15 protein-coding genes are annotated in these 17,882 nt (G+C 64.6%); 8 read left to right on the forward strand and 7 right to left on the reverse strand.

Translation table 11 applies throughout. The features are described from left to right. Positions 1-131: 131 nt before the first annotated feature. The 3 genes from araD1 to GBJ34_RS00560 form a co-directional block, all read right to left on the reverse strand. Positions 132-1,118 carry an AraD1 family protein gene (gene araD1, locus GBJ34_RS00550; RefSeq protein ID WP_151717306.1) on the reverse strand — a complete coding sequence of 329 codons (987 nt, stop codon included), beginning with the start codon at positions 1,116-1,118 and terminating at the stop codon, positions 132-134. Between the two features lie 271 nt (positions 1,119-1,389). Continuing rightward, positions 1,390-1,959 (reverse strand): methyltransferase family protein, encoded by a 570-nt coding sequence (locus GBJ34_RS00555; protein ID WP_151717307.1) that lies wholly within the window; start codon positions 1,957-1,959, stop codon positions 1,390-1,392. 4 nt (positions 1,960-1,963) lie between these two features. Continuing rightward, complete coding sequence (locus GBJ34_RS00560) at positions 1,964-4,246, reverse strand: heavy metal translocating P-type ATPase (RefSeq protein WP_151717308.1); 2,283 nt, start codon at positions 4,244-4,246, stop codon at positions 1,964-1,966. A gap of 94 nt (positions 4,247-4,340) precedes the next feature. Here GBJ34_RS00560 and GBJ34_RS00565 point away from each other — a divergent pair, with 94 nt between their 5' ends. Further along, positions 4,341-4,775: a MerR family transcriptional regulator gene (locus tag GBJ34_RS00565; protein ID WP_151717309.1), complete on the forward strand. Its 435-nt coding sequence runs from the start codon at positions 4,341-4,343 to the stop codon at positions 4,773-4,775. A 334-nt stretch (positions 4,776-5,109) separates the two neighbouring features. Here GBJ34_RS00565 and amaB read toward each other — a convergent pair whose 3' ends face one another. Then, entirely contained in the window at positions 5,110-6,546 is a 1,437-nt protein-coding gene (amaB, locus tag GBJ34_RS00570; protein WP_404811383.1) for an L-piperidine-6-carboxylate dehydrogenase, read from the reverse strand. Positions 6,547-6,795: 249 nt separating this feature from the next. Here amaB and GBJ34_RS00575 point away from each other — a divergent pair, with 249 nt between their 5' ends. Continuing rightward, on the forward strand, positions 6,796-7,710 hold the full coding sequence (locus GBJ34_RS00575; RefSeq protein ID WP_226340997.1) for a LysR family transcriptional regulator: 915 nt from the start codon (positions 6,796-6,798) through the stop codon (positions 7,708-7,710). A 3-nt stretch (positions 7,711-7,713) separates the two neighbouring features. Here the strand turns inward: GBJ34_RS00575 and GBJ34_RS00580 are convergent, their stop codons facing one another. After that, a complete protein-coding gene (locus GBJ34_RS00580) occupies positions 7,714-8,916 on the reverse strand; it encodes a pyridoxal phosphate-dependent aminotransferase (RefSeq protein ID WP_151717312.1) in 1,203 nt (400 codons plus the stop codon). 95 nt (positions 8,917-9,011) lie between these two features. Here GBJ34_RS00580 and GBJ34_RS00585 point away from each other — a divergent pair, with 95 nt between their 5' ends. Next, on the forward strand, positions 9,012-9,917 hold the full coding sequence (locus GBJ34_RS00585) for a LysR substrate-binding domain-containing protein (RefSeq protein ID WP_151717313.1): 906 nt from the start codon (positions 9,012-9,014) through the stop codon (positions 9,915-9,917). On the opposite strand, the gene GBJ34_RS00590 is transcribed toward GBJ34_RS00585, so the two are convergent. Further along, entirely contained in the window at positions 9,893-11,176 is a 1,284-nt protein-coding gene (locus GBJ34_RS00590; protein WP_151717314.1) for an NAD(P)/FAD-dependent oxidoreductase, read from the reverse strand. The two genes, GBJ34_RS00585 and GBJ34_RS00590, sit on opposite strands and share 25 nt — an antisense overlap. Positions 11,177-11,425: 249 nt before the next feature. On the opposite strand from GBJ34_RS00590, the gene GBJ34_RS00595 reads away from it, so the two are divergent. From GBJ34_RS00595 to GBJ34_RS00615, 5 genes are all read left to right on the forward strand, one after another. After that, positions 11,426-12,445, forward strand: a complete 1,020-nt coding sequence (locus GBJ34_RS00595; protein ID WP_151717315.1) for an LLM class flavin-dependent oxidoreductase — start codon at positions 11,426-11,428, stop codon at positions 12,443-12,445. 252 nt (positions 12,446-12,697) lie between these two features. Then, a complete protein-coding gene (locus GBJ34_RS00600; protein ID WP_151717316.1) occupies positions 12,698-14,143 on the forward strand; it encodes an FAD/NAD(P)-binding protein in 1,446 nt (481 codons plus the stop codon). A gap of 198 nt (positions 14,144-14,341) precedes the next feature. Beyond that, positions 14,342-15,148 carry a MetQ/NlpA family ABC transporter substrate-binding protein gene (locus GBJ34_RS00605; protein WP_226340998.1) on the forward strand — a complete coding sequence of 269 codons (807 nt, stop codon included), beginning with the start codon at positions 14,342-14,344 and terminating at the stop codon, positions 15,146-15,148. Next, positions 15,145-16,242, forward strand: coding sequence for a methionine ABC transporter ATP-binding protein (locus tag GBJ34_RS21130; protein ID WP_151717318.1), 1,098 nt, complete (start codon positions 15,145-15,147; stop codon positions 16,240-16,242). The genes GBJ34_RS00605 and GBJ34_RS21130 overlap by 4 nt, the downstream gene beginning before the upstream one ends. Further along, entirely contained in the window at positions 16,223-16,876 is a 654-nt protein-coding gene (locus tag GBJ34_RS00615; RefSeq protein WP_151717319.1) for a methionine ABC transporter permease, read from the forward strand. The genes GBJ34_RS21130 and GBJ34_RS00615 overlap by 20 nt, the downstream gene beginning before the upstream one ends. Positions 16,877-17,027: 151 nt before the next feature. Here GBJ34_RS00615 and GBJ34_RS00620 read toward each other — a convergent pair whose 3' ends face one another. Continuing rightward, positions 17,028-17,873: an amidohydrolase family protein gene (locus GBJ34_RS00620; protein WP_151717320.1), complete on the reverse strand. Its 846-nt coding sequence runs from the start codon at positions 17,871-17,873 to the stop codon at positions 17,028-17,030. Between the last annotated feature and the right edge of the window lie 9 nt (positions 17,874-17,882).

Here is a 17,882-nt window from a genome sequence, read left to right on the forward strand (position 1 = left end):
GATGATAGATCGTGTCACGCGACGTCCCCCCATACCAGTGCTGCGACCGGAGCGGACGGGGCCAGGGAGCGGGGGTGAAGGACATCTGTGCCTCGGATAACTTGGGTGCCGGATGAAAGGGGCGCGGGGGCTTACAGCGTAACCACGGGCAGCGGCGCGGGCGATCCGGCCTCCTGCACCAGTGGATTGCGCAGCGGCAGACCAAATTCCGGTGTCTCGACCTCGAACACATCGCCCGGGCGCGCCGTCACACCATCGGCAAAGCTGAGGGTCGCGGTGCCGAAGAAATGCACATGCAGATCGCCGGGCTGACGGAAGATCGCATATTTGAAGTGGTGATGTTCCAGATTGGCGAGGCTGTGGCTCATATTCGCCTCGCCCGACAGGAACGGCTTTTGCCAGATCACTTCGCCATCGCGCAGGATACGGCTGCTGCCTTCGACATGGGCGGGCAGATCGCCCACCAGCAGCTCCGGCCCGAAGGCCGCCGGGCGCAGCTTGGAATGGGCAAGCCAGAGGTAATTGCCGCGTTCGGTCACATGGTCGGAGAACTCATTGCCCAGGGCAAAGCCCAGACGGAACGGCGTGCCATCGGGGCCGATCAGATAGATCCCGGCAATCTCGGGCTCTTCGCCGGCATCCAACGCGAAACCGGGAGAGACCAGGGCCGCGCCGGGGGCCACAGCCGCATGACCATTGCCCTTGTAGAACCATTCGGGCTGCGCCCCGATGGTGCCAGCCGCGGGCTTGCCACCCTCCAGCCCCATGCGGAACATCTTCATGCTGTCGGTCATCGCCTCCGGATCGGCTTTTGCGTGCATCGCATCGCGGGTGGCCGCAGACCCCAGATGGGTGAGGCCGGTGCCAGTCAGATGCAGATGCGCCGGATCGGCGTGGTCCACCGGCAGCAGCACCCGGCCCTCGGCCAGTGCGGCAGCGAGATCGACCGTCTCGCCTGCGGGGCGCGATGCTACCTCATCGGCCAGACCCCGGCCCGCAGCAATGGCCGCCTGCGCCAGTTCGACCACGCTTGCCACGCCGGGCACGATCCGGGCCACATCCCCGATGCGGCAGACAACGATACGGCCATTGGCAGTTTGGATCTGAGAAAGGTGCATGGCTCGGGTCTTTCCGGTTGCGTGTTGGCAAGGGACCGCAGGCATGGCCTGTCAGCCGCGCGGGCAGCACGACACATCCCCCCGCAGGCGCGGTGGCCAGAGTTTTCGGATCTGATCCAAATCCCCCCAAAGGTGCGGGCAATCGCCCGAATCCCTTTCAGATGTGCCGTTCCTCCCCGGCGCAGTCAGATTAGCCGTTCATGACATGCTGGTAAAATTACATGTGGGCGCGAAGCCATACCAAATGAGATATGCAGATTGACAAAAAATATCAGGTCAGGGGCCAGATCCAGCGCGGCACGCGTGCCAGATAGGCCTGATAGGCGGGGCTGAGGCTTTGGGACAGCACGCGCTCTTCGCTGCGGATCTGGGTTTGGGCGGCCCAAAGAAACAGGGCGAGCCCCAGGGCGGAGGCCAGTCCGGGAATCGCCAGCGCAATACCTGCCAGCAGCAAGGCCTGCCCCAGAAAGGTCGGGTTGCGGCTGAGGGTGAACAGCCCGCCCTGAACCAATTCGCCGGTCTGCCCGGCCTGCACGCCGACACGCCAGGATGCGCCCATCGACATTTGCGCGGCAAAGGCGATCATCGCGCCACAGGCGGCACAAATCAGCCCGACGATGCCGATGGCTGACCATGGCACAAAGAGCCAGAGCAGTGGCGACAGCGCCGCCAGCACGAATCCGGCGCGAAAGGCCAGCGCCGCCAGCCGGTCGCGCCCGCGTGCATTGCCGAACAGCCAGATCTCGCGCCCGGCGGCATGGGCGGCCAGTCTGCCGCCCCAGAAGAACATCACCAGATAACAATTCAGCACCAGCCACGCCGCCCAGCCCCAGATTGCCATCCTCTTACGCCTCGCGATCAGGATTGAAGCGCAGCAAACGCAGCGCGTTCAGTGTCACCAGAACCGTGGCCCCGGTATCGGCAAGGATGGCGATCCAGAGCCCGGTCAGGCCAAGGACCGAGGTGACCAGAAACACCGCCTTCAGCCCAAGCGCCAGCGTGACATTCTGGCGGATGTTCACCATGGTTGCCCGCGCCAGCCGCAGCGTCGCGGGCACATCGGTTACCCGATCACGCAGGATCGCGGCATCGGCGGTTTCCAGCGCCACATCGGTGCCCGATCCCATCGCCACGCCGACGCTGGCCTGTTTCAGCGCGGGCGCATCATTGATGCCATCGCCGATCATCATCACGCCGCCCTTGGCCGCCATGGCGCGGATTTCGCGCAGCTTGTCCTCGGGCAGCATCTCGGCGCGGAACTCCATCCCAAGGCTGTTCGCGATGGCGGCGGCGGTGCGAGGATTGTCTCCGGTCAGGATCACAGCGCCCACCCCCATCGCCTTCAGCTGACGCATGGCATCAGCGGCGTCAGCACGCGGCTCATCACGCAGCGCGATCAGACCAAGGGTCCGGCCTTCACGGAAGACCACCGCAACGGTCTTGCCCTCGGCCTCCAATGCGGTGGCACGGGCAGCACCTGCGGCGTCCAGTGCGCCGGCCTCGACCGCGTGGCGCGGGCTGGTAACCCATGCGGGCGTGCCTGCTACCACAGCCTCCACCCCCTTGCCGATAATCGCCTTGGCGCCGGTCGCGGCGAGGGCCGTGATGCCCATGCCTGCCGCCCGCGCCAGCACGGCCTGCGCCAAGGGATGGCTGGAGCCTGCCTCGACCGCTGCCGCGACGGCCAAGGCCGATGCCTCGGTCTCATCGCCCAGCGGCACGATATCGGTGATCACAGGGCGGCCATGGGTCAGGGTGCCGGTCTTGTCAAAGGCCACCTGCTGCACATGTGCTGCCGCCTCGATCACCGCGCCGCCCTTCATCAGAAGCCCGCGCCGCGCGCCTGTTGACAGCGCCGAGGCGATGGAGGCGGGGACCGAGATCACCAGCGCACAGGGGCAGCCGATCAGCAAAAGCGCAAGGCCACGGTAAACCCAAGTGTCCCATGCAGCGCCAAAACCCAGCGGCGGCACCAGCACTACCAGCGCGGCGACAGTGCAGATCGCGGGCATATACCAGCGGCTGAACCGGTCGATGAAGCGTTCGGTCGGCGCGCGTGCCTCCTCGGCCTCTTCGACCAGACGGATGATGCGGGAAATTGTGTTGTCCTCTGCCGCTTTGGCGACGCGGATGCGCAAGGCGGCCTCGGCATTGATCGATCCGGCAAAGACGGCATCGCCGGGCCCCTTGGTGACCGGCACGCTTTCGCCGGTGACCGGGCTGTCATCAACGCCCGAGATGCCCTCGACGATCTCGCCATCGGCAGGCACGCGGTCGCCGGGGCGCACCAGCACGATCTGGCCAATGGAAAGGCTTTCGGCGGGCACTTCCCGCGCCTGCCCGTCGACCTCAAGCATCGCGCTGCGCGGCACCAGACCCGCCAATGCCCGGATCCCGTCGCGCGCCTTGTTGGCGGCAACACCTTCCAGCACCTCGCCGACGGCGAACAGGAAGACGACAATCGCCGCCTCCTCCGCCGCGTTGATGAACAGGGCACCGATGGCCGCCACAGTCATCAGGCTTTCGATGGTGAAGGGCTGGCCCATGCGCAGCGCAGCAAAGGCACGACGGGCAACCGGGGCAAGCCCGATCAGACAGGCCGCAACAAAGGCCCAGGCACCGATGCCTTCGGGCAGCAGCAGCTCTGCCGCATAGGCAAGGCCGAGCAGCAGGGCCGTGCCGATTACCAGCCGCCCCTTCGCCGTTTGCCACCAGCGTTTGCCGCGATCCGCCGGATCATCATGCATATGACCCGGGCTGCCATGCCCGGCATCCGCCGCCTTTGCGGGGCTGTGGTCATGGCTGTGATTGTGCCCGTGGTCGTGATCGTCTTCGCCATGATCGTGCCCACAGGAACCTTCTCCGTCAGGACGATTTGCCGCCTTTGACACGCGTGCGTCGATGCCAAAGCCCAATGCCTTGACCGTGCCTTCCACCTTGGTGCGTGGCGTCACGCCCTCATCCAGCGTGACCTTCAGCCGTTCCGACATCACGCCCAGCTCGACCCCCGACACGCCGGGCAGCCGCCCGACCGCATCCTTGATCTTCGTTGCGCAAGAGGCGCAATCCATCCCAGAAACCGTCCATTCGCAGGTGGTTTGCGCAGCGTCATCGGTAGCTTTGGCCATATCCGTCCTCCGGCCCCGTCAGGGTGTTGCCTTCATCGAATCAGATATCTAATGTCTCTAGCAACTATAGGTTCAAGAGGTTTCGGAGGATTTCATGCTGACCATCGGCAGACTGGCAACCGCGACCGGGGTGAAGGTGCCGACGATCCGCTATTATGAGCAGATCGGCCTGCTGCCGCCGCCCGAACGCAGCATGGGCAACCAGCGGCTTTACGGTCAGTCGGCGCGTGATCGGCTGACCTTCGTGCGCCATGCGCGGGAATTGGGCTTTCCGTTGGAGGCAATCCGCGATCTGCTCAGCCTGTCGGATGATCCCGACCGATCCTGTGCCGCAGCCGATGCCATCGCGCGGGCGCAGCTTGTGGCGGTGCGTGCCCGCATCTCGCGCCTGCGCGCGCTAGAAACCGAGCTGGAACGGATGCTGGTGCAATGCGCCCATGGCACCATCGCCGATTGCCGGGTGATCGAGGTTCTGGGCGATCACGCGCATTGCTGCGAAAGCGATCACGGCGCACCGGAAACCGTCTGAGCCCTGTTGCGTCACAGATCAATGTGGTGCTTGGACTGGCCGAACGCCCACAATCATGGCCTGAAAGCCGGAGATGATCGAGTTCTGGCGCGCGGGCACCAGCGGGGCGCGCGATGCTGCGACATGGATTAGGCACGGGCGTGGCAGTCGGGGCCTTGCTCCATATGGCGTTCTTGGCAAAGGCCCGTTTTGCACAAGGCGTGTTCCAAGCCACCGACAGATCAGACCGCAAGCCCCGCGCGATCCATAGGGCACGGATCACTGTCAAAGGGGCTGCCACAACGACAAAGCGCCGGGAAACCCGGCGCTTTTTGTATTGATATCTGATATGACGTCAGTCGATGTCGAAGACCACGCCTTGCGCCAAGGGCAGGGCATTGGAATAGTTCACCGTATTGGTCTGGCGACGCATATAGCCGCGCCATGCGTCAGAGCCGCTTTCGCGCCCGCCGCCGGTTTCTTTCTCGCCGCCGAAAGCCCCACCGATTTCTGCGCCCGAAGTGCCGATATTCACATTGGCGATGCCGCAGTCAGAGCCGCGCGCCGACAGGAAGGTCTCCATCTCGCGCAGATCGGTGGTGAAGATCGACGAGGAGAGGCCGGCACCGACCGCATTGTGCAGATCCAGCACCGTGTCGAAATCGCTGTATTTCATCACATAAAGGATGGGCGCAAAGGTTTCCTCCAGCACAGGGCCGGTTTGCGCGGGCATCTCGACCACAGCGGGGCGGACGTAATAGGCGGCGTCGCCCTCAACCGCGGCGCGGGTCCCGCCATGAACCTTGCCACCTGCGGCTTTCGCCCCGTCCAGTGCCTTTTGCATGGCGTCAAAGGCCAGCTTGTCGACCAGCGGCCCGACCAGTGCCGATGAGGTCAACGGGTTGCCGATGGAGACCGAGCCATAGGCCTTGATCAGACGCGGCACCAGCGCATCATAAACGCTGTCATGCACGAAGAGGCGGCGCATGGTGGTGCAGCGCTGGCCTGCGGTGCCCATCGCGCCAAAGGCGATGGCGCGCAACGCCATGTCCAGATCGGCCGAAGGGCAGACGATGCCCGCATTGTTGCCGCCCAATTCCAGAATGGTGCGCCCAAAGCGTGCCGCAACCTTCGGGCCGACGATCTTGCCCATACGGGTCGATCCGGTGGCCGAGATCAGCGCCACATTCGGGCTTTCAACCAGCGCATTGCCGGTGGCGGCACCACCGATCAGCACCTGGGACAAACCCTCTGGCGCATCGCCAAAACGGGCCAGCGCACGGTCCAGAATGGCTTGCGAGGCCAGCGCGGTCAGCGGGGTCTTCTCGGACGGTTTCCAGATCACCGGGTTGCCGCAGACCAGCGCCAGCGCGCTGTTCCAGGCCCAGACCGCAACGGGGAAGTTGAAGGCCGAGATGACGCCGACCACACCCAGCGGCTGCCAGGTTTCCATCATGCGGTGGCCGGGGCGTTCGGTGGCGATGGTCAGGCCATAAAGCTGACGCGAAAGACCGACTGCGAAATCGCAGATGTCGATCATTTCCTGCACTTCGCCCAGACCTTCGGAGACGATCTTGCCGGCCTCGATCGAGACAAGGCGCCCCAGATCGGTCTTGGCGGCGCGCAGTTCCTCGCCCAGCAGGCGGACCAGTTCGCCGCGACGCGGGGCAGGGACCAGGCGCCATGCCTTGAAGGCGGCGGCCGCGCGGCTGATCGCGGCCTCGGCATCGGCGGTGCTGGCTTCCGGCAGGCGGGCAATTTCTGCGCCGGTCACCGGGGTGAAGGACGCCATGCTGCCGCCGGTATATTGCGCCTTGGTGACGCCCAGGCGGGCAAGGATCTCGGCAGCCTCAAGGGCGGGGGTCTTGTCGGTCATCTGTCTGTCTCCGGTTCGGCGCGGGGTCGGCCTGCGGCTGCGAGACCGCGCGGCGTCTTTGGATCCGCATGGGCAGTTTATTTATCCTGATTGCGCACTATAAGGCCTGAATTGGATGCGGTCTTGTGACCTTTCTTCCCAAGTTGATGCAAGGATGGAATGAAGATGCGACGCAGCCTGATCCCCGACCTTGCGCTGCTGCAGACATTTGAATGTGCGGCGCGGCATGGCAATTTTTCGCGTGCGGCAGAAGAGTTGAATTTGACACAAAGTGCGGTCAGCCGCCAGATCCGCGACCTGGAGGCGCGCAGCGATCTTGTGCTGTTTGAACGGATCCGCAAACGGGTGGTCTTGTCCAGTGCAGGTCTTGCGCTGCTGCCCGAGGTGCGGCATTTGCTGGCCGAGGCTGAGCGGTTGATGATCGGCACCCTGGCTGCCGAGCCGGGGGTGGAGCCGCTGCGCATTGGCACGCTGCCGACATTCGGCGCGCGCTGGCTGGTGCCCCGTTTGGGGGATTTCATGCGCCTGCATCCCGATATCCTGCCCATGTTGGAAACCCGCGATCGTCCGTTCAGCTTTGTCGAAGAGTCGCTTGATCTGACGATCCATTATGGTCAGCCGGTCTGGCCCGGCGCGGTGGCGTCGTTTCTGTGTTCCGAGGCGGTGGTGCCGGTGGCCAGCCGCGATCTGGCGGCGCGTCTCATGACAAATGGCGGGGTGGATTTGACCAATGCCACGCTTTTGCACATGACGGCGCGGCCAAGGCTGTGGACCCAATGGTTTGATCATTGCGGCCAGACCGAGGCGCGCGCCTGGCGCGGGCCCCGGTTCGATCAGTTCACCATGATCATTTCGGCCGTTTCGGCGGGGCTGGGAGTCGGGCTTGTGCCATCATACCTGATCGAGCAGGAGACCGCCTCGGGGGAGTTGGTCGTGCTGTCGGACCGGCCGATGCCGACCGACAACGCCTATTATGTGGTGATCCCCGAAGGTCGGCAGGCGCATCGCGCGACACGCCTGTTTCATGACTGGATTCTGGGGCAGGTGCGCCGGACGCCTTTGCCCGGCACCCCTGGCTGAGGTTCAGGCGGATTCGGAAATCGCGATGCCAAGACGCGCGGACAGTGCCTGCTGGATGCGCTGCAAGCCGGCCGCCAGATCCTTGTTGGAATAGGCGAAAGAGATGCGGGCATGGCCGGGCAGGCCAAAGGCGCGGCCCGGCACGATGACCACGCCCGCCTCATCCATCAGCCAGGCGCAAAGATCGGCATCTGAGGCAAAGCCGCCCTTGGCGATGGCTTCCGAGAAGTCGGGGAAGACATAGAACGCGCCATCCGGGAGCGGGCAGGTGACGCCGGGTGTTGCGTTCAGCCCGCGCACCAGCGTGTCGCGCCGGTCCTGCATCGCGGCGCGGCGTTCCTCCAGCAAAGCCTGATCGCCGGTCAGTGCGGCCAGCGCCGCCGCCTGCGCTATGGAACAGGCCCCCGAGGTCACCTGACCCTGCACAGCCCCCATGGCCCCGATCAATGCAGCGGGCCCGATGCCCCAGCCGATGCGCCAGCCGGTCATCGCATAGGCCTTGGACACGCCGTTCACCACCAGCGTGCGTCCGGCCAATTCCGGCGCGGCCTGGGTGAAGGGGGTGAACGCGCTATAGCTCAGATGGTCATAGATCTCGTCCGACAGAACCCAGACCTGCGGATGACGGGCCAGCACCGCCGCCAGCGCACGGATTTCATCGGCACTATAGATCGCGCCTGAGGGGTTGGAGGGCGAGTTGAGCATCAGCCAGCGGGTGCGCGGGGTGATCGCAGCCTCCAGCTTTTCGGGGCTCAGCTTGAACCCATCTGCCATCGAACAGGTCACCACAACCGGCGTGCCATCCGCCATGGCCACGATATCGGAATAGCTGGTCCAATAGGGTGCGGGCATGATGACCTCATCGCCCTTGTCCAAGGTTGCGAGCATGGCATTGGCCAGCACCTGCTTCGCCCCGGTGGACACGATGACCTGCGCGGGCGTCACGCCGTTCAGACCGGCAATCGCCTTGCGCAGCTCTGGCGTGCCAGAGGTTGCGGGATAGCGGGTCTTGCCGGCAAGGGCTGCGGCATGGGCAGCCGCCAGAACATGGTTGGGCGTCGGGAAATCGGGCTCGCCGGTCGACAGCGCGATCAGGTCGCGCCCCTCGGCCCGGAGGGCGGCGGCGCGTTCGGTCAGTTGCACGATTTCCGAGATTTCCATCGCGGCGATGCGCGTGGCCCGTTTGAAGCCGGGGCTGGCGGTCATGGCTTTATCCTGTGGTTTTCGCTTTGCGACATGATATGGATAAAAACCTGCCGAAACGAGTGATGTTTCCGAACGCATGTTGGAGAAAACCTCACATGATCGCACCGCGCCGCTTTCTGCCCTCGATCAGCTCCCTGCTGGCGCTAGAGGCGGTGGAGCGGTTGGGGTCGGCCAGTGCGGCGGGCGAGGAACTGTCACTGACCCATTCCGCCGTCAGCCGCCAATTGAAGGTGCTGGAAGACCAGATCGGCGTCACCATATTCCGGCGCGAGGGCAAGGGGCTGGCTCTGACCCCCGCCGGGGTGGATTACGCGCGCTCTGTGCGCGGGGTGTTGCAGGATCTGGCCCGCGCCAGCCTGCGCATCAAGGCCAGCGGTGAGCGCAGCAGCGTAAATCTGGCGATTCTGCCCGCCTTTGGCATGTTCTGGCTCAGCCCGCGCCTGCAGGCCTTCTCGGCCGCGCATCCCGAGATCACGGTGAACCTGACCACGCGGCTGTCTTCCTTTGATTTCAACCGCGACAAGCAGGATGCGGCGCTTCATTTCGGGCGGCGCGACTGGCGCGGGGTGAACTATCTGGAACTGGCGGGCGAGCGGGTGATCCCGGCCTGTGCCCCGTCTCTGGCCCCCGCTGGTCCCTGCGCGGCGGCGGCGCTGTTGCAGATGCCACTTCTGCATCTGGAGACCCGGCCCGGCGCATGGGAGGACTGGTTCACCCGTATGGGCGTGGCCCCGGGCAACCTGACCGGAATGCTGTTTGACCAGTTCATGAACATGGCCGAGGCAGCCGCGCTTGGCTTTGGCGTGGCCTTGCTGCCGGAGTTTCTGGCGCAGAATGAATTCGCGCGCGGGCGGCTGGTGCCCGCCTATCCCGATTATCTGGATGTGGAGGGCAGCTATTACCTGGTCTGGCCCGATGGCAGTTCCCCGAGCCGCGCATTGGCGACCTTGCTGCGCTGGCTGGGGGAGGGGGCGGATCAGAACCGGGCACCGGCCAGGTGAACCAGTTGCGCGCCCGCCTCATAAAAGGCGGAGCGCAGGTTGCGCCATGCGGCTGGCGCGGTTGCGCTGACCGGCAGGGCAAGTTCACCCTCGGTGATCTCGCCCGCAAGGAGCGCGGCGAGTTGCTGGCCAAACACGGTGCCTGGCGCGATACCGCGCCCGTTATAGCCACAAAAGCTGACGATGCCGTCTTCCAGCCGATGGAAGCGCGGCAGGTTGCCCTGCGTCATGCCGATCTGGCCGAACCATTCATGTTCAAACCGGACCTCACCGATTTGCGGAAAGATCTTGCGCAGGGCGCGCTTGGCCCATGCCCGATGGACGGCGGTCCCGGTATTGCGCAGGGCCCCGACCGATCCGAAGACAAGGCGGTTCTGCCGATCAAAGCGGAAGGACGACAGCACCTCTTTGGTGTCCCAGACGCCTTGGCGCCCCGGCACCATCTGCGCCGCCACATCGGCGGGCAGCGGCGCGGTTGCCATGTTGAAATAGGGCAGGATCACCTGTTCGCGGGCAATATCCTGCATCACAAGGCGGCTATAGGCATCTGTCGCCAGCACCACCGATGCGGCCCGCAGCGCGCCGCGCGGGGTTTTCACCCGCCACAGATGGCCGTCGCGATCAATGCTTGTGGCCGGACTGCCGGTGAAGATCCGCACGCCATGCCCGGTCGCCGCATGGGCCAGCCCACGCGCATAGGCCAAGGGTTGAATGGTGCCTGCCCGACGATCCAGCAGCGCGCCTTCATAGCAGCCGGTGCCCAGCATTCTGGCCGCCTCTGCCTTGTCCAGCAATTCCACCGGGGCACCCAGCCTTTGCCATTGCCGCGCACGCTCAGTCAGTTCGGCCAGGCCTTTGGCACCGACCCCTGCATGTAGCGTGCCGACCGGATTGGCCTCACACTCCATGTTGTAACGCTTGACCAGCTCCCAGACCTGCGCGGGGGCGTCGCCCAACAGGCGGATCAGGCGATTGCCGTAATCAGCCCCCAATCTGCCAGGCAGGTCCTCGGGCATCACCCACATGCCGGCATTCACCAGCCCGACATTGCGCCCGGCACCTCCAAAGCCGATCTCTTCGGCCTCGACAATCGCCGAGGACATGCCGCGATGCGCCAGATGCAGCGCCGTCGAAAGGCCCGTATAGCCCGCACCGATGATCGCGACATCGACGGTCAGCGTCTCCTCGAGCGGCGTGGTGCGCGGCGCGGCTGGGGCGGTCTGTTCCCACAGGCCATGGGATCGCGGATCGTTGCGCATTCTGTCCTCATGCGGCGGGGGCGGTCACGCTTTCATCGGGCTTTTCTGCCGGGCGCGCCAGCAAGAGTTTCGCATGACTTCATGTCGTGCCGGAATGGTCGGTTCTCCGCTGGGCGCGGATCTGTGCAATTATGCACATCCGGCTCGCGGCATGGGCCCCGTGCCCGGTCTTGCCGGACAGGCGCGCCCACCCTTAATTGGACGACAACAGAGCCAATGGCACACAGCCTTCGGCGCGGAGATACGGATATGAAAAAGATCGGCTTCCTTTCCTTTGGCCACTGGTCGACCCAGCAAGGCTCCGCCACGCGGTCGGCGCAGGATGTCCTGTTGCAATCCATCGAACTGGCCGAAGCCGCCGAAGAACTTGGTGCGGATGGGGCCTATTTTCGGGTCCATCACTTTGCCCGCCAATTGGCCTCGCCCTTCCCGCTTCTGGCGGCTGTGGGCGCACGCACCAAAAAGATCGAGATCGGCACCGGCGTGATCGACATGCGCTACGAAAACCCGCATTACATGCTTGAGGATGCGGGTTCGGCCGACCTGATTTCGGGCGGGCGTCTGCAACTTGGCATCTCGCGCGGCTCGCCCGAACAGGTGGTCGATGGCTGGCGTCATTTCGGCTATGAGCCGAAACCCGGCGAAACCGATCAGGATATGGCGCGTGACCATGCGCTGACCTTCCTGCGTCTGCTGGAGGGCGAAGGCTTCGCCAAACCGAACCCGCGCCCGATGTTCGCCAACCCGCCGGGTCTTCTGCGGCTGGAGCCCCACTCCGAGACGCTGCGTGAGCGGATCTGGTGGGGGGCTGCCTCGGATGCAACGGCGGAATGGGCGGGCACGCTGGGGATGAACCTGCAAAGTTCGACCCTGAAATGGGATGAGACGGGCGAGCCTTTCCACGTTCAGCAGGCCAAGCAGATCCGCAAATATCGCGAGGCCTGGAAGGCCGCCGAGCATGATCGCGAACCGCGCGTTTCGGTCAGCCGGTCGATCTTCCCGATCGTGAGCGATGAGGACCGGATGTATTTCGGTTCTTCGCGCCCGGATCAGGATCAGGTCGGGGTGATCGACGATCAGCGTGCGGTGTTTGGCCGGTCCTATGCGGCCGAACCCGATCGGCTGATCAAGGAACTGGCGCAGGATGAGGCGATTGCCGAGGCCGATACGCTGCTTCTGACCGTGCCGAACACCTTGGGGGTGGCTTACAATGCCCATGTGATCGAAACGATCCTGAAACATGTGGCCCCGGCGCTTGGCTGGCGCTGATCGTCTGAACTGACCTGGAAAAGCCCCGTGGCGCGCAAGCGTTGCGGGGCTTTTTCTTGCCTGCATTCAGCTAGGGCCACGGAATGTCCGAACGGTGTTATCCGCTTGCAGGGACCGCCTGATATGGCATGATTTTCCCTGCGCGCCCACCGATTGGGAAGAAATGATCACGACTGCATGGGTAGACTATGCGCGCTTGCAGGTGGCCCCCGGCCGCCACTTTCGCCTTTGGACCAGCAGGGAGTGGATCGGATGTTTCTGGATCGTGGTGACACGCGCAAATCGGGTGCCCGCAGGACGGCACCCGTGGTTGCCCCAGTGATTGCGATCATTGGTGGGGGCTATTCCGGGGCGACGGTCGCATGGCATCTGGCGCAACATCCGGCATCTGCGGGCAACCAGATTCTGGTGATTGAGCCGCGTTCCGAACTGGGGCAGGGGTTGGCCTATGGCACGACCGATCCCGATCACCGGCTGAACGTGCCCGATCACCGCATGACCCTGCGCAGCGATGATCCGCTGCATTTCCGGCGCTGGCTCGCCTCGGACCAGGCGCCACGCCTGCCGGCGGGATCGGCGCTGCTGTCGGGCGATATCTTCGCCCCGCGTGCGGTCTTTGGCCGTTACATGGCAGATCAGATGGCACCGCTATTGGCCGAGGGCCGGGTAATTCATATACGGGACCGCGTGCAGCGCATCGATCACGGCACCGATTTTACCCTGCATCTTGCCGATGGCGCGCCGATTCGCGCCGATCTGGTGGTGCTGGCGGTCTCGCATCCAGCACCCGGCCTGCCGCGTGAATTGCAGGATCTGGCAGGCGACCCCGACCTGATCGCCGATCCGGCGCAGCCCGGCGCGCTGGCAGCCGTTGGCCCGGATGAGCGGGTGCTGATCGTCGGGTCCGGCCTGACAGCCGCCGATATCCTTGCCACGCTGGAACGACAGGGCCGCTCCGCGCCGGTCCATATCCTGTCGCGTCATGGCTGGCGCTCGCAGCCGCATGGGCCGAAACAGGCGGAAACGGTGGCAGAGTTCAGCCGCGACCCCGCGCGCACCGCGCTTGGCCTGTTGCGCCGCATCCGTCGCGCACTGAGGGAAGATGCGGCGCAGGGTTTGACATGGCACGCGGTCTTCGATCAGTTGCGCAGCCAGGGCCCGCAGATCTGGGCCGCGTTGCCCGCGCCCGAGCGAAAGCGCCTGCTGCGCCATCTGCGTGCGCTGTGGGATGTGCATCGCTTCCGCATTGCGCCGCAGACCCATGAAACGCTGCTCCGCGCAGAGCGCGCGGGGCGCGCTGTGTTTCATGCCGCACGCCTGGTCGGGGTCGAGGTGACACCGCGCGGGCGCGAGATCGCGATCCGGCCGCGCGGCAAGAGCCAGATCACCCGGCTGGCGGTGGATCGGGTGATCCTGGCCACCGGGCCTGCGCATGGCAGCGTCATCGCGGAAAATCCGGCGCTGGCCAGTTTGCAGACACAAGGGGCCCTGCAGCCCGATCCGCTGGGGTTTGGCATCCATACCGCCCCTGGCGGGCAGGCCATCGGGGCAAGCGGTCCGGTGCCGGGCTTGTTCATTGCCGGGCCGCTTGCGCGCGGCACGGTGGGCGAATTGATGGGGCTGCCCGAGGTCACGCTTTGGGCCGAACATATCGCGGCCCGCGTAGCGGAAGCGCTGGTCGCCTTCACCCGAATCTGAACCCTGCGCCTGTTCCTCCAAGCCCCGGGAACAGGCTTTCCGCAGCCGGGATCTGCACAGAACAATCCTTCTTCATGCTGCGGCGACTATGGAATGGTCGCAGATCGGTCAGCGGGTTAGCTTAATCCCGATAGCAATTGTCGTGATGAACGCTTGCAGCCAAGGCCCGCCGTCCACGACCCTCTGAAGGATATGAAAATGACGTTGAGATCTCTGGGGCTTGCCGCCGTTCTGGCCCTGAGCACCGCCCTGCCGGGCTTCGCCGAGGCGCTGCGCATCGGCGTGGTGCCGGGTGCCTATGCCGATGCCGTGGAGGTGGCCGCCGAAGAGGCCAAGGCGCAGGGCCTTGAGGTCGAGGTGACCGAGTTCAGCGACTGGAACACCCCGAATCTTGCGCTGGATGCCAAGGATATCGACCTCAACTTCTTCCAGCATCAGCCCTTCATGGAGAATGCCGAAGCCGAAAAGGGCTATGATTTCTCCATTGTGGCCGCGGGCATCTTGCAGAATTTCGGTTTCTTCTCACTCAAACACCCCTCGCTTGAGGCGGTGCCGGAAGGCGGCAGCGTCGCCATCGCCAATGATCCGGTCAATCAGGGCCGGGGCCTCTTGCTGCTGCAAAAGGCAGGTCTGATCAAGCTGAAGGATGGCGTGGGCTTCAAGGGCACCGTCGATGACATCATCGAGAACCCGAAGAACCTGAAATTCACCGAAGTCGAGGGGCCGCAGCTGGTGCATGTGACGCCCGATGTCGATCTGGCGCAGGGCTATCCGCATTTCATCGTGGCCTCGGGTGCCTTCGATCCCAGTTCGGGCCTGATCTATTCCGGCGTCGAGGACAAGATCTTCAACGTCAGTTTCGTGTCGCGCGCCGGCGAGGAAAACGACCCCCGCGTGCAGCAATTCGTGAAGCTGTTCCAGGGCTCACAGGCAGTGAAAGACCAGATCCACAAATCCTTCGCCAGCAGCGACAAGCTCTATGTGCTTGCCTGGGAATTGCCATGACCGGCGCGCTTGCCATCGGGGTGTCGGAACGGTCGGGGGCGCGTGTCGTCCCTGACGTCTCTGTGCGGCGGATAGCGGGCACCGTCCGGTTCGAGGGGTTGGGCAAGACCTATACTTCCTCGGCGGGCGAAGTGCAGGCGCTGAGCGATATCAATCTGGAGATTGAGGCGGGCGAGATCTACGGGATCATTGGCCGCTCTGGCGCGGGCAAATCCAGCCTGCTGCGCAGCATCAACCGGCTAGAAAGTCCGAGCGAAGGCCGGGTTCTTGTCGATGGCGAGGATATTGCCGGGCTGAACGAGGCCGGGCTGATCCGGCTGCGTCGCCGCATCGGCATGATCTTCCAGCATTTCAACCTTCTTGCCTCCAAAACCGTGCGCGAGAACGTGGCGCTGCCTTTGCTGATTGCCGGTGTGCCCAAGGACGAGGCCGCGACCCGCGTGGCAGAAGTGCTGAAACTGGTCGGGCTTGAGGGCAAGGAAGACACCTACCCCTCGCGGCTGTCGGGCGGGCAGAAGCAGCGCGTGGGCATCGCGCGGGCGCTGGTGAACCGGCCCGAGATCCTGCTATGCGACGAGGCGACCTCGGCGCTGGACCCGGAAACCACCTTGTCCATCCTGCGGCTGCTGCGGGACATCAATCGCAGGCTGGGCCTGACCATCATCCTGATCACCCATGAAATGAGCGTGATCCGCGAAGTTTGCCACCGGGTTCTGGTGCTGGAACGCGGGCAGATTGTGGAAACAGGTCCGGTCTGGCAGGTGTTCGCCCGTCCGCAGCATGATGCGACCCAGGCGCTGCTGGCACCGCTGAAGCGGGATCTGCCCGCCGATCTGGCGGCAAGGCTGCGCCCGCGCGCCGAAAGCCTGACGGATCTGCATGTGGTGGAATTGACCTTCGCCGGTGAGGCTGCGCCAGATCTGGCGGCGCTGTCTGCGGCCATCAATGGCCCGGTGCGGCTGGTTCAGGCCGCCGTCGAACGGATCGAGGGCCATGCCATCGGGCGGCTGGTCGTGCTGTTGCCCGGCCGTGCCGATCTGGCCCGCCTTCCCCTTGCCGCAAGGAGCCTTGGCCATGTCGCCGCAGATGATTGACCGGCTGATCAGCGCATTTTTCGACACGGTGCTGATGGTCTCGGCCTCGGCCGGGATCGCGGTTGTGGCGGGCATTCCGCTGGCGGTGTTTCTGGTGATTTCCGGCCCCGGCGGATTTTTCCCGGCACCGCGCCTGAACCGCGTTCTGGGTGCCATCGTGAACGGTTTTCGCGCGGTGCCCTTCATCGTGCTGCTGGTCGCGCTGATCCCCTTCACGCGGCTGGTGACCGGCACCACGATCGGGGTCTGGGCGGCAGTCGTGCCGCTTGCCATATCTGCCACGCCGTTCTTTGCGCGCATCGCCGAGGTGAGCTTGCGCGAAGTCGATCCCGGTCTGGTGGAGGCCGCGCAATCCATCGGCGCCAGCCGCTGGCAAATCGTTCGCCATGTCCTGCTGCCCGAGGCATTGCCGGGCATCATCGGCGGCTTCACCATCACCGTGGTTTCGATGATCGGGGCCTCCGCCATGGCGGGTGCCGTCGGGGCCGGGGGCCTTGGGGATGTGGCGATCCGCTATGGCTATCAGCGCTTTGACACCACAATCATGGTGGTGGTGATCGTGATCCTTGTTGCACTGGTCAGTCTTGTGCAGATCAGCGGCGACACTGCCGTGCGGCGGCTGCGGGCACGCTAGAACACCGAGGATGCAGGCCGGGGCAGGGATGGCAGTCCACTGTTCTGGACCAGGCAAGAAAGGGCCGGGAAGATCCCGGCCCTTTCCTTTTGACGCGATCTTCTTCGCAGGGCTTCGCGGAAGGCTCTGGACGGGAGCGCCGTCTGCTGCATCAAAGCCCCAGAAGATGCGCCGCATTGTCATGCAGCACCTTTTCCAGCACCGCGTCGCGCAGGCCAAGGGCTTGCAGATCCTCCACACTTTGGCGGATCGGGCGGAACGGGTAGGAGGATCCGAACAGAAGCTGATCGCCGAGAAAGCTGTTCGCAGCCTCGATGTAAAGCTGACTTCCGGGCTGGAACAGATACATGTCGGGGATCAGGAAGACGTTCTCATGCCGGAAGGCCACGCCGATGATGCCCGCCACATTGGGCCAGAACCCGTGATAGGCCGCGATCCGCAGGCGCGGGAACAGCCGCGCCACATTGGCGACCGGGGCCGGATCGTTATAGCGCGGATCGGGCGTGGTCGGGCCGCTCATCAGACAGAGCGGCACATTCAGGCCCTGCAACAGATCATAAAGTGGAAAGAACACCGGATCATCGGCATGGCGGAATGGGTTGCCAAAGCCCGGCTCCACATCGATGCCCTTCAGGCCAAGGGTCAGGATGGCGCGCTCGGCCTCATCCAGTGCGGTCTGACGGCCCTGACCCACGATATCGACCGAGCCGATCCCTTCCAGCAGCGGTGAGGTGCTGGTGATCTGATGAATCACGTCATTGGGCAGATGCTGCGTCGGCGTGTGGCGACCGACCACGACCGCGCGGGTCAACCCGGCCTCAGACACTTCGGCCAGAAAGCCGTCTGGCGTGGCAGAGCGGGTGAAATGCTCCACATCGCCGCGGGTCCCGACCCGGCCATTCAGCCATTTCACCACCTCGTAATCCGCACCCCCCGGCGTCTTGCCAAAAAAGTCGTGCAGATAGGCCGGACGGCAGCGCATATCTATGATTTTCATGGGATATTC

The sequence above is a fragment of the Gemmobacter serpentinus genome (genome assembly GCF_008973825.1).
Lineage (GTDB): Bacteria > Pseudomonadota > Alphaproteobacteria > Rhodobacterales > Rhodobacteraceae > Gemmobacter > Gemmobacter serpentinus.

Excerpts from the sequence above, each read along its gene's own strand:
- araD1 (WP_151717306.1), bottom strand. The coding sequence starts at position 1,118 with ATGCACCTTTCTCAGATCCAAACTGCCAATGGCCGTATCGTTGTCTGC.
- GBJ34_RS00555 (WP_151717307.1), bottom strand. The coding sequence starts at position 1,959 with ATGGCAATCTGGGGCTGGGCGGCGTGGCTGGTGCTGAATTGTTATCTG.
- GBJ34_RS00560 (WP_151717308.1), bottom strand. The coding sequence starts at position 4,246 with ATGGCCAAAGCTACCGATGACGCTGCGCAAACCACCTGCGAATGGACG.
- GBJ34_RS00565 (WP_151717309.1), top strand. The coding sequence starts at position 4,341 with ATGCTGACCATCGGCAGACTGGCAACCGCGACCGGGGTGAAGGTGCCG.
- amaB (WP_404811383.1), bottom strand. The coding sequence starts at position 6,546 with ATGGCGTCCTTCACCCCGGTGACCGGCGCAGAAATTGCCCGCCTGCCG.
- GBJ34_RS00575 (WP_226340997.1), top strand. The coding sequence starts at position 6,796 with ATGCGACGCAGCCTGATCCCCGACCTTGCGCTGCTGCAGACATTTGAA.
- GBJ34_RS00580 (WP_151717312.1), bottom strand. The coding sequence starts at position 8,916 with ATGACCGCCAGCCCCGGCTTCAAACGGGCCACGCGCATCGCCGCGATG.
- GBJ34_RS00585 (WP_151717313.1), top strand. The coding sequence starts at position 9,012 with ATGATCGCACCGCGCCGCTTTCTGCCCTCGATCAGCTCCCTGCTGGCG.
- GBJ34_RS00590 (WP_151717314.1), bottom strand. The coding sequence starts at position 11,176 with ATGCGCAACGATCCGCGATCCCATGGCCTGTGGGAACAGACCGCCCCA.
- GBJ34_RS00595 (WP_151717315.1), top strand. The coding sequence starts at position 11,426 with ATGAAAAAGATCGGCTTCCTTTCCTTTGGCCACTGGTCGACCCAGCAA.
- GBJ34_RS00600 (WP_151717316.1), top strand. The coding sequence starts at position 12,698 with ATGTTTCTGGATCGTGGTGACACGCGCAAATCGGGTGCCCGCAGGACG.
- GBJ34_RS00605 (WP_226340998.1), top strand. The coding sequence starts at position 14,342 with ATGACGTTGAGATCTCTGGGGCTTGCCGCCGTTCTGGCCCTGAGCACC.
- GBJ34_RS21130 (WP_151717318.1), top strand. The coding sequence starts at position 15,145 with ATGACCGGCGCGCTTGCCATCGGGGTGTCGGAACGGTCGGGGGCGCGT.
- GBJ34_RS00615 (WP_151717319.1), top strand. The coding sequence starts at position 16,223 with ATGTCGCCGCAGATGATTGACCGGCTGATCAGCGCATTTTTCGACACG.
- GBJ34_RS00620 (WP_151717320.1), bottom strand. The coding sequence starts at position 17,873 with ATGAAAATCATAGATATGCGCTGCCGTCCGGCCTATCTGCACGACTTT.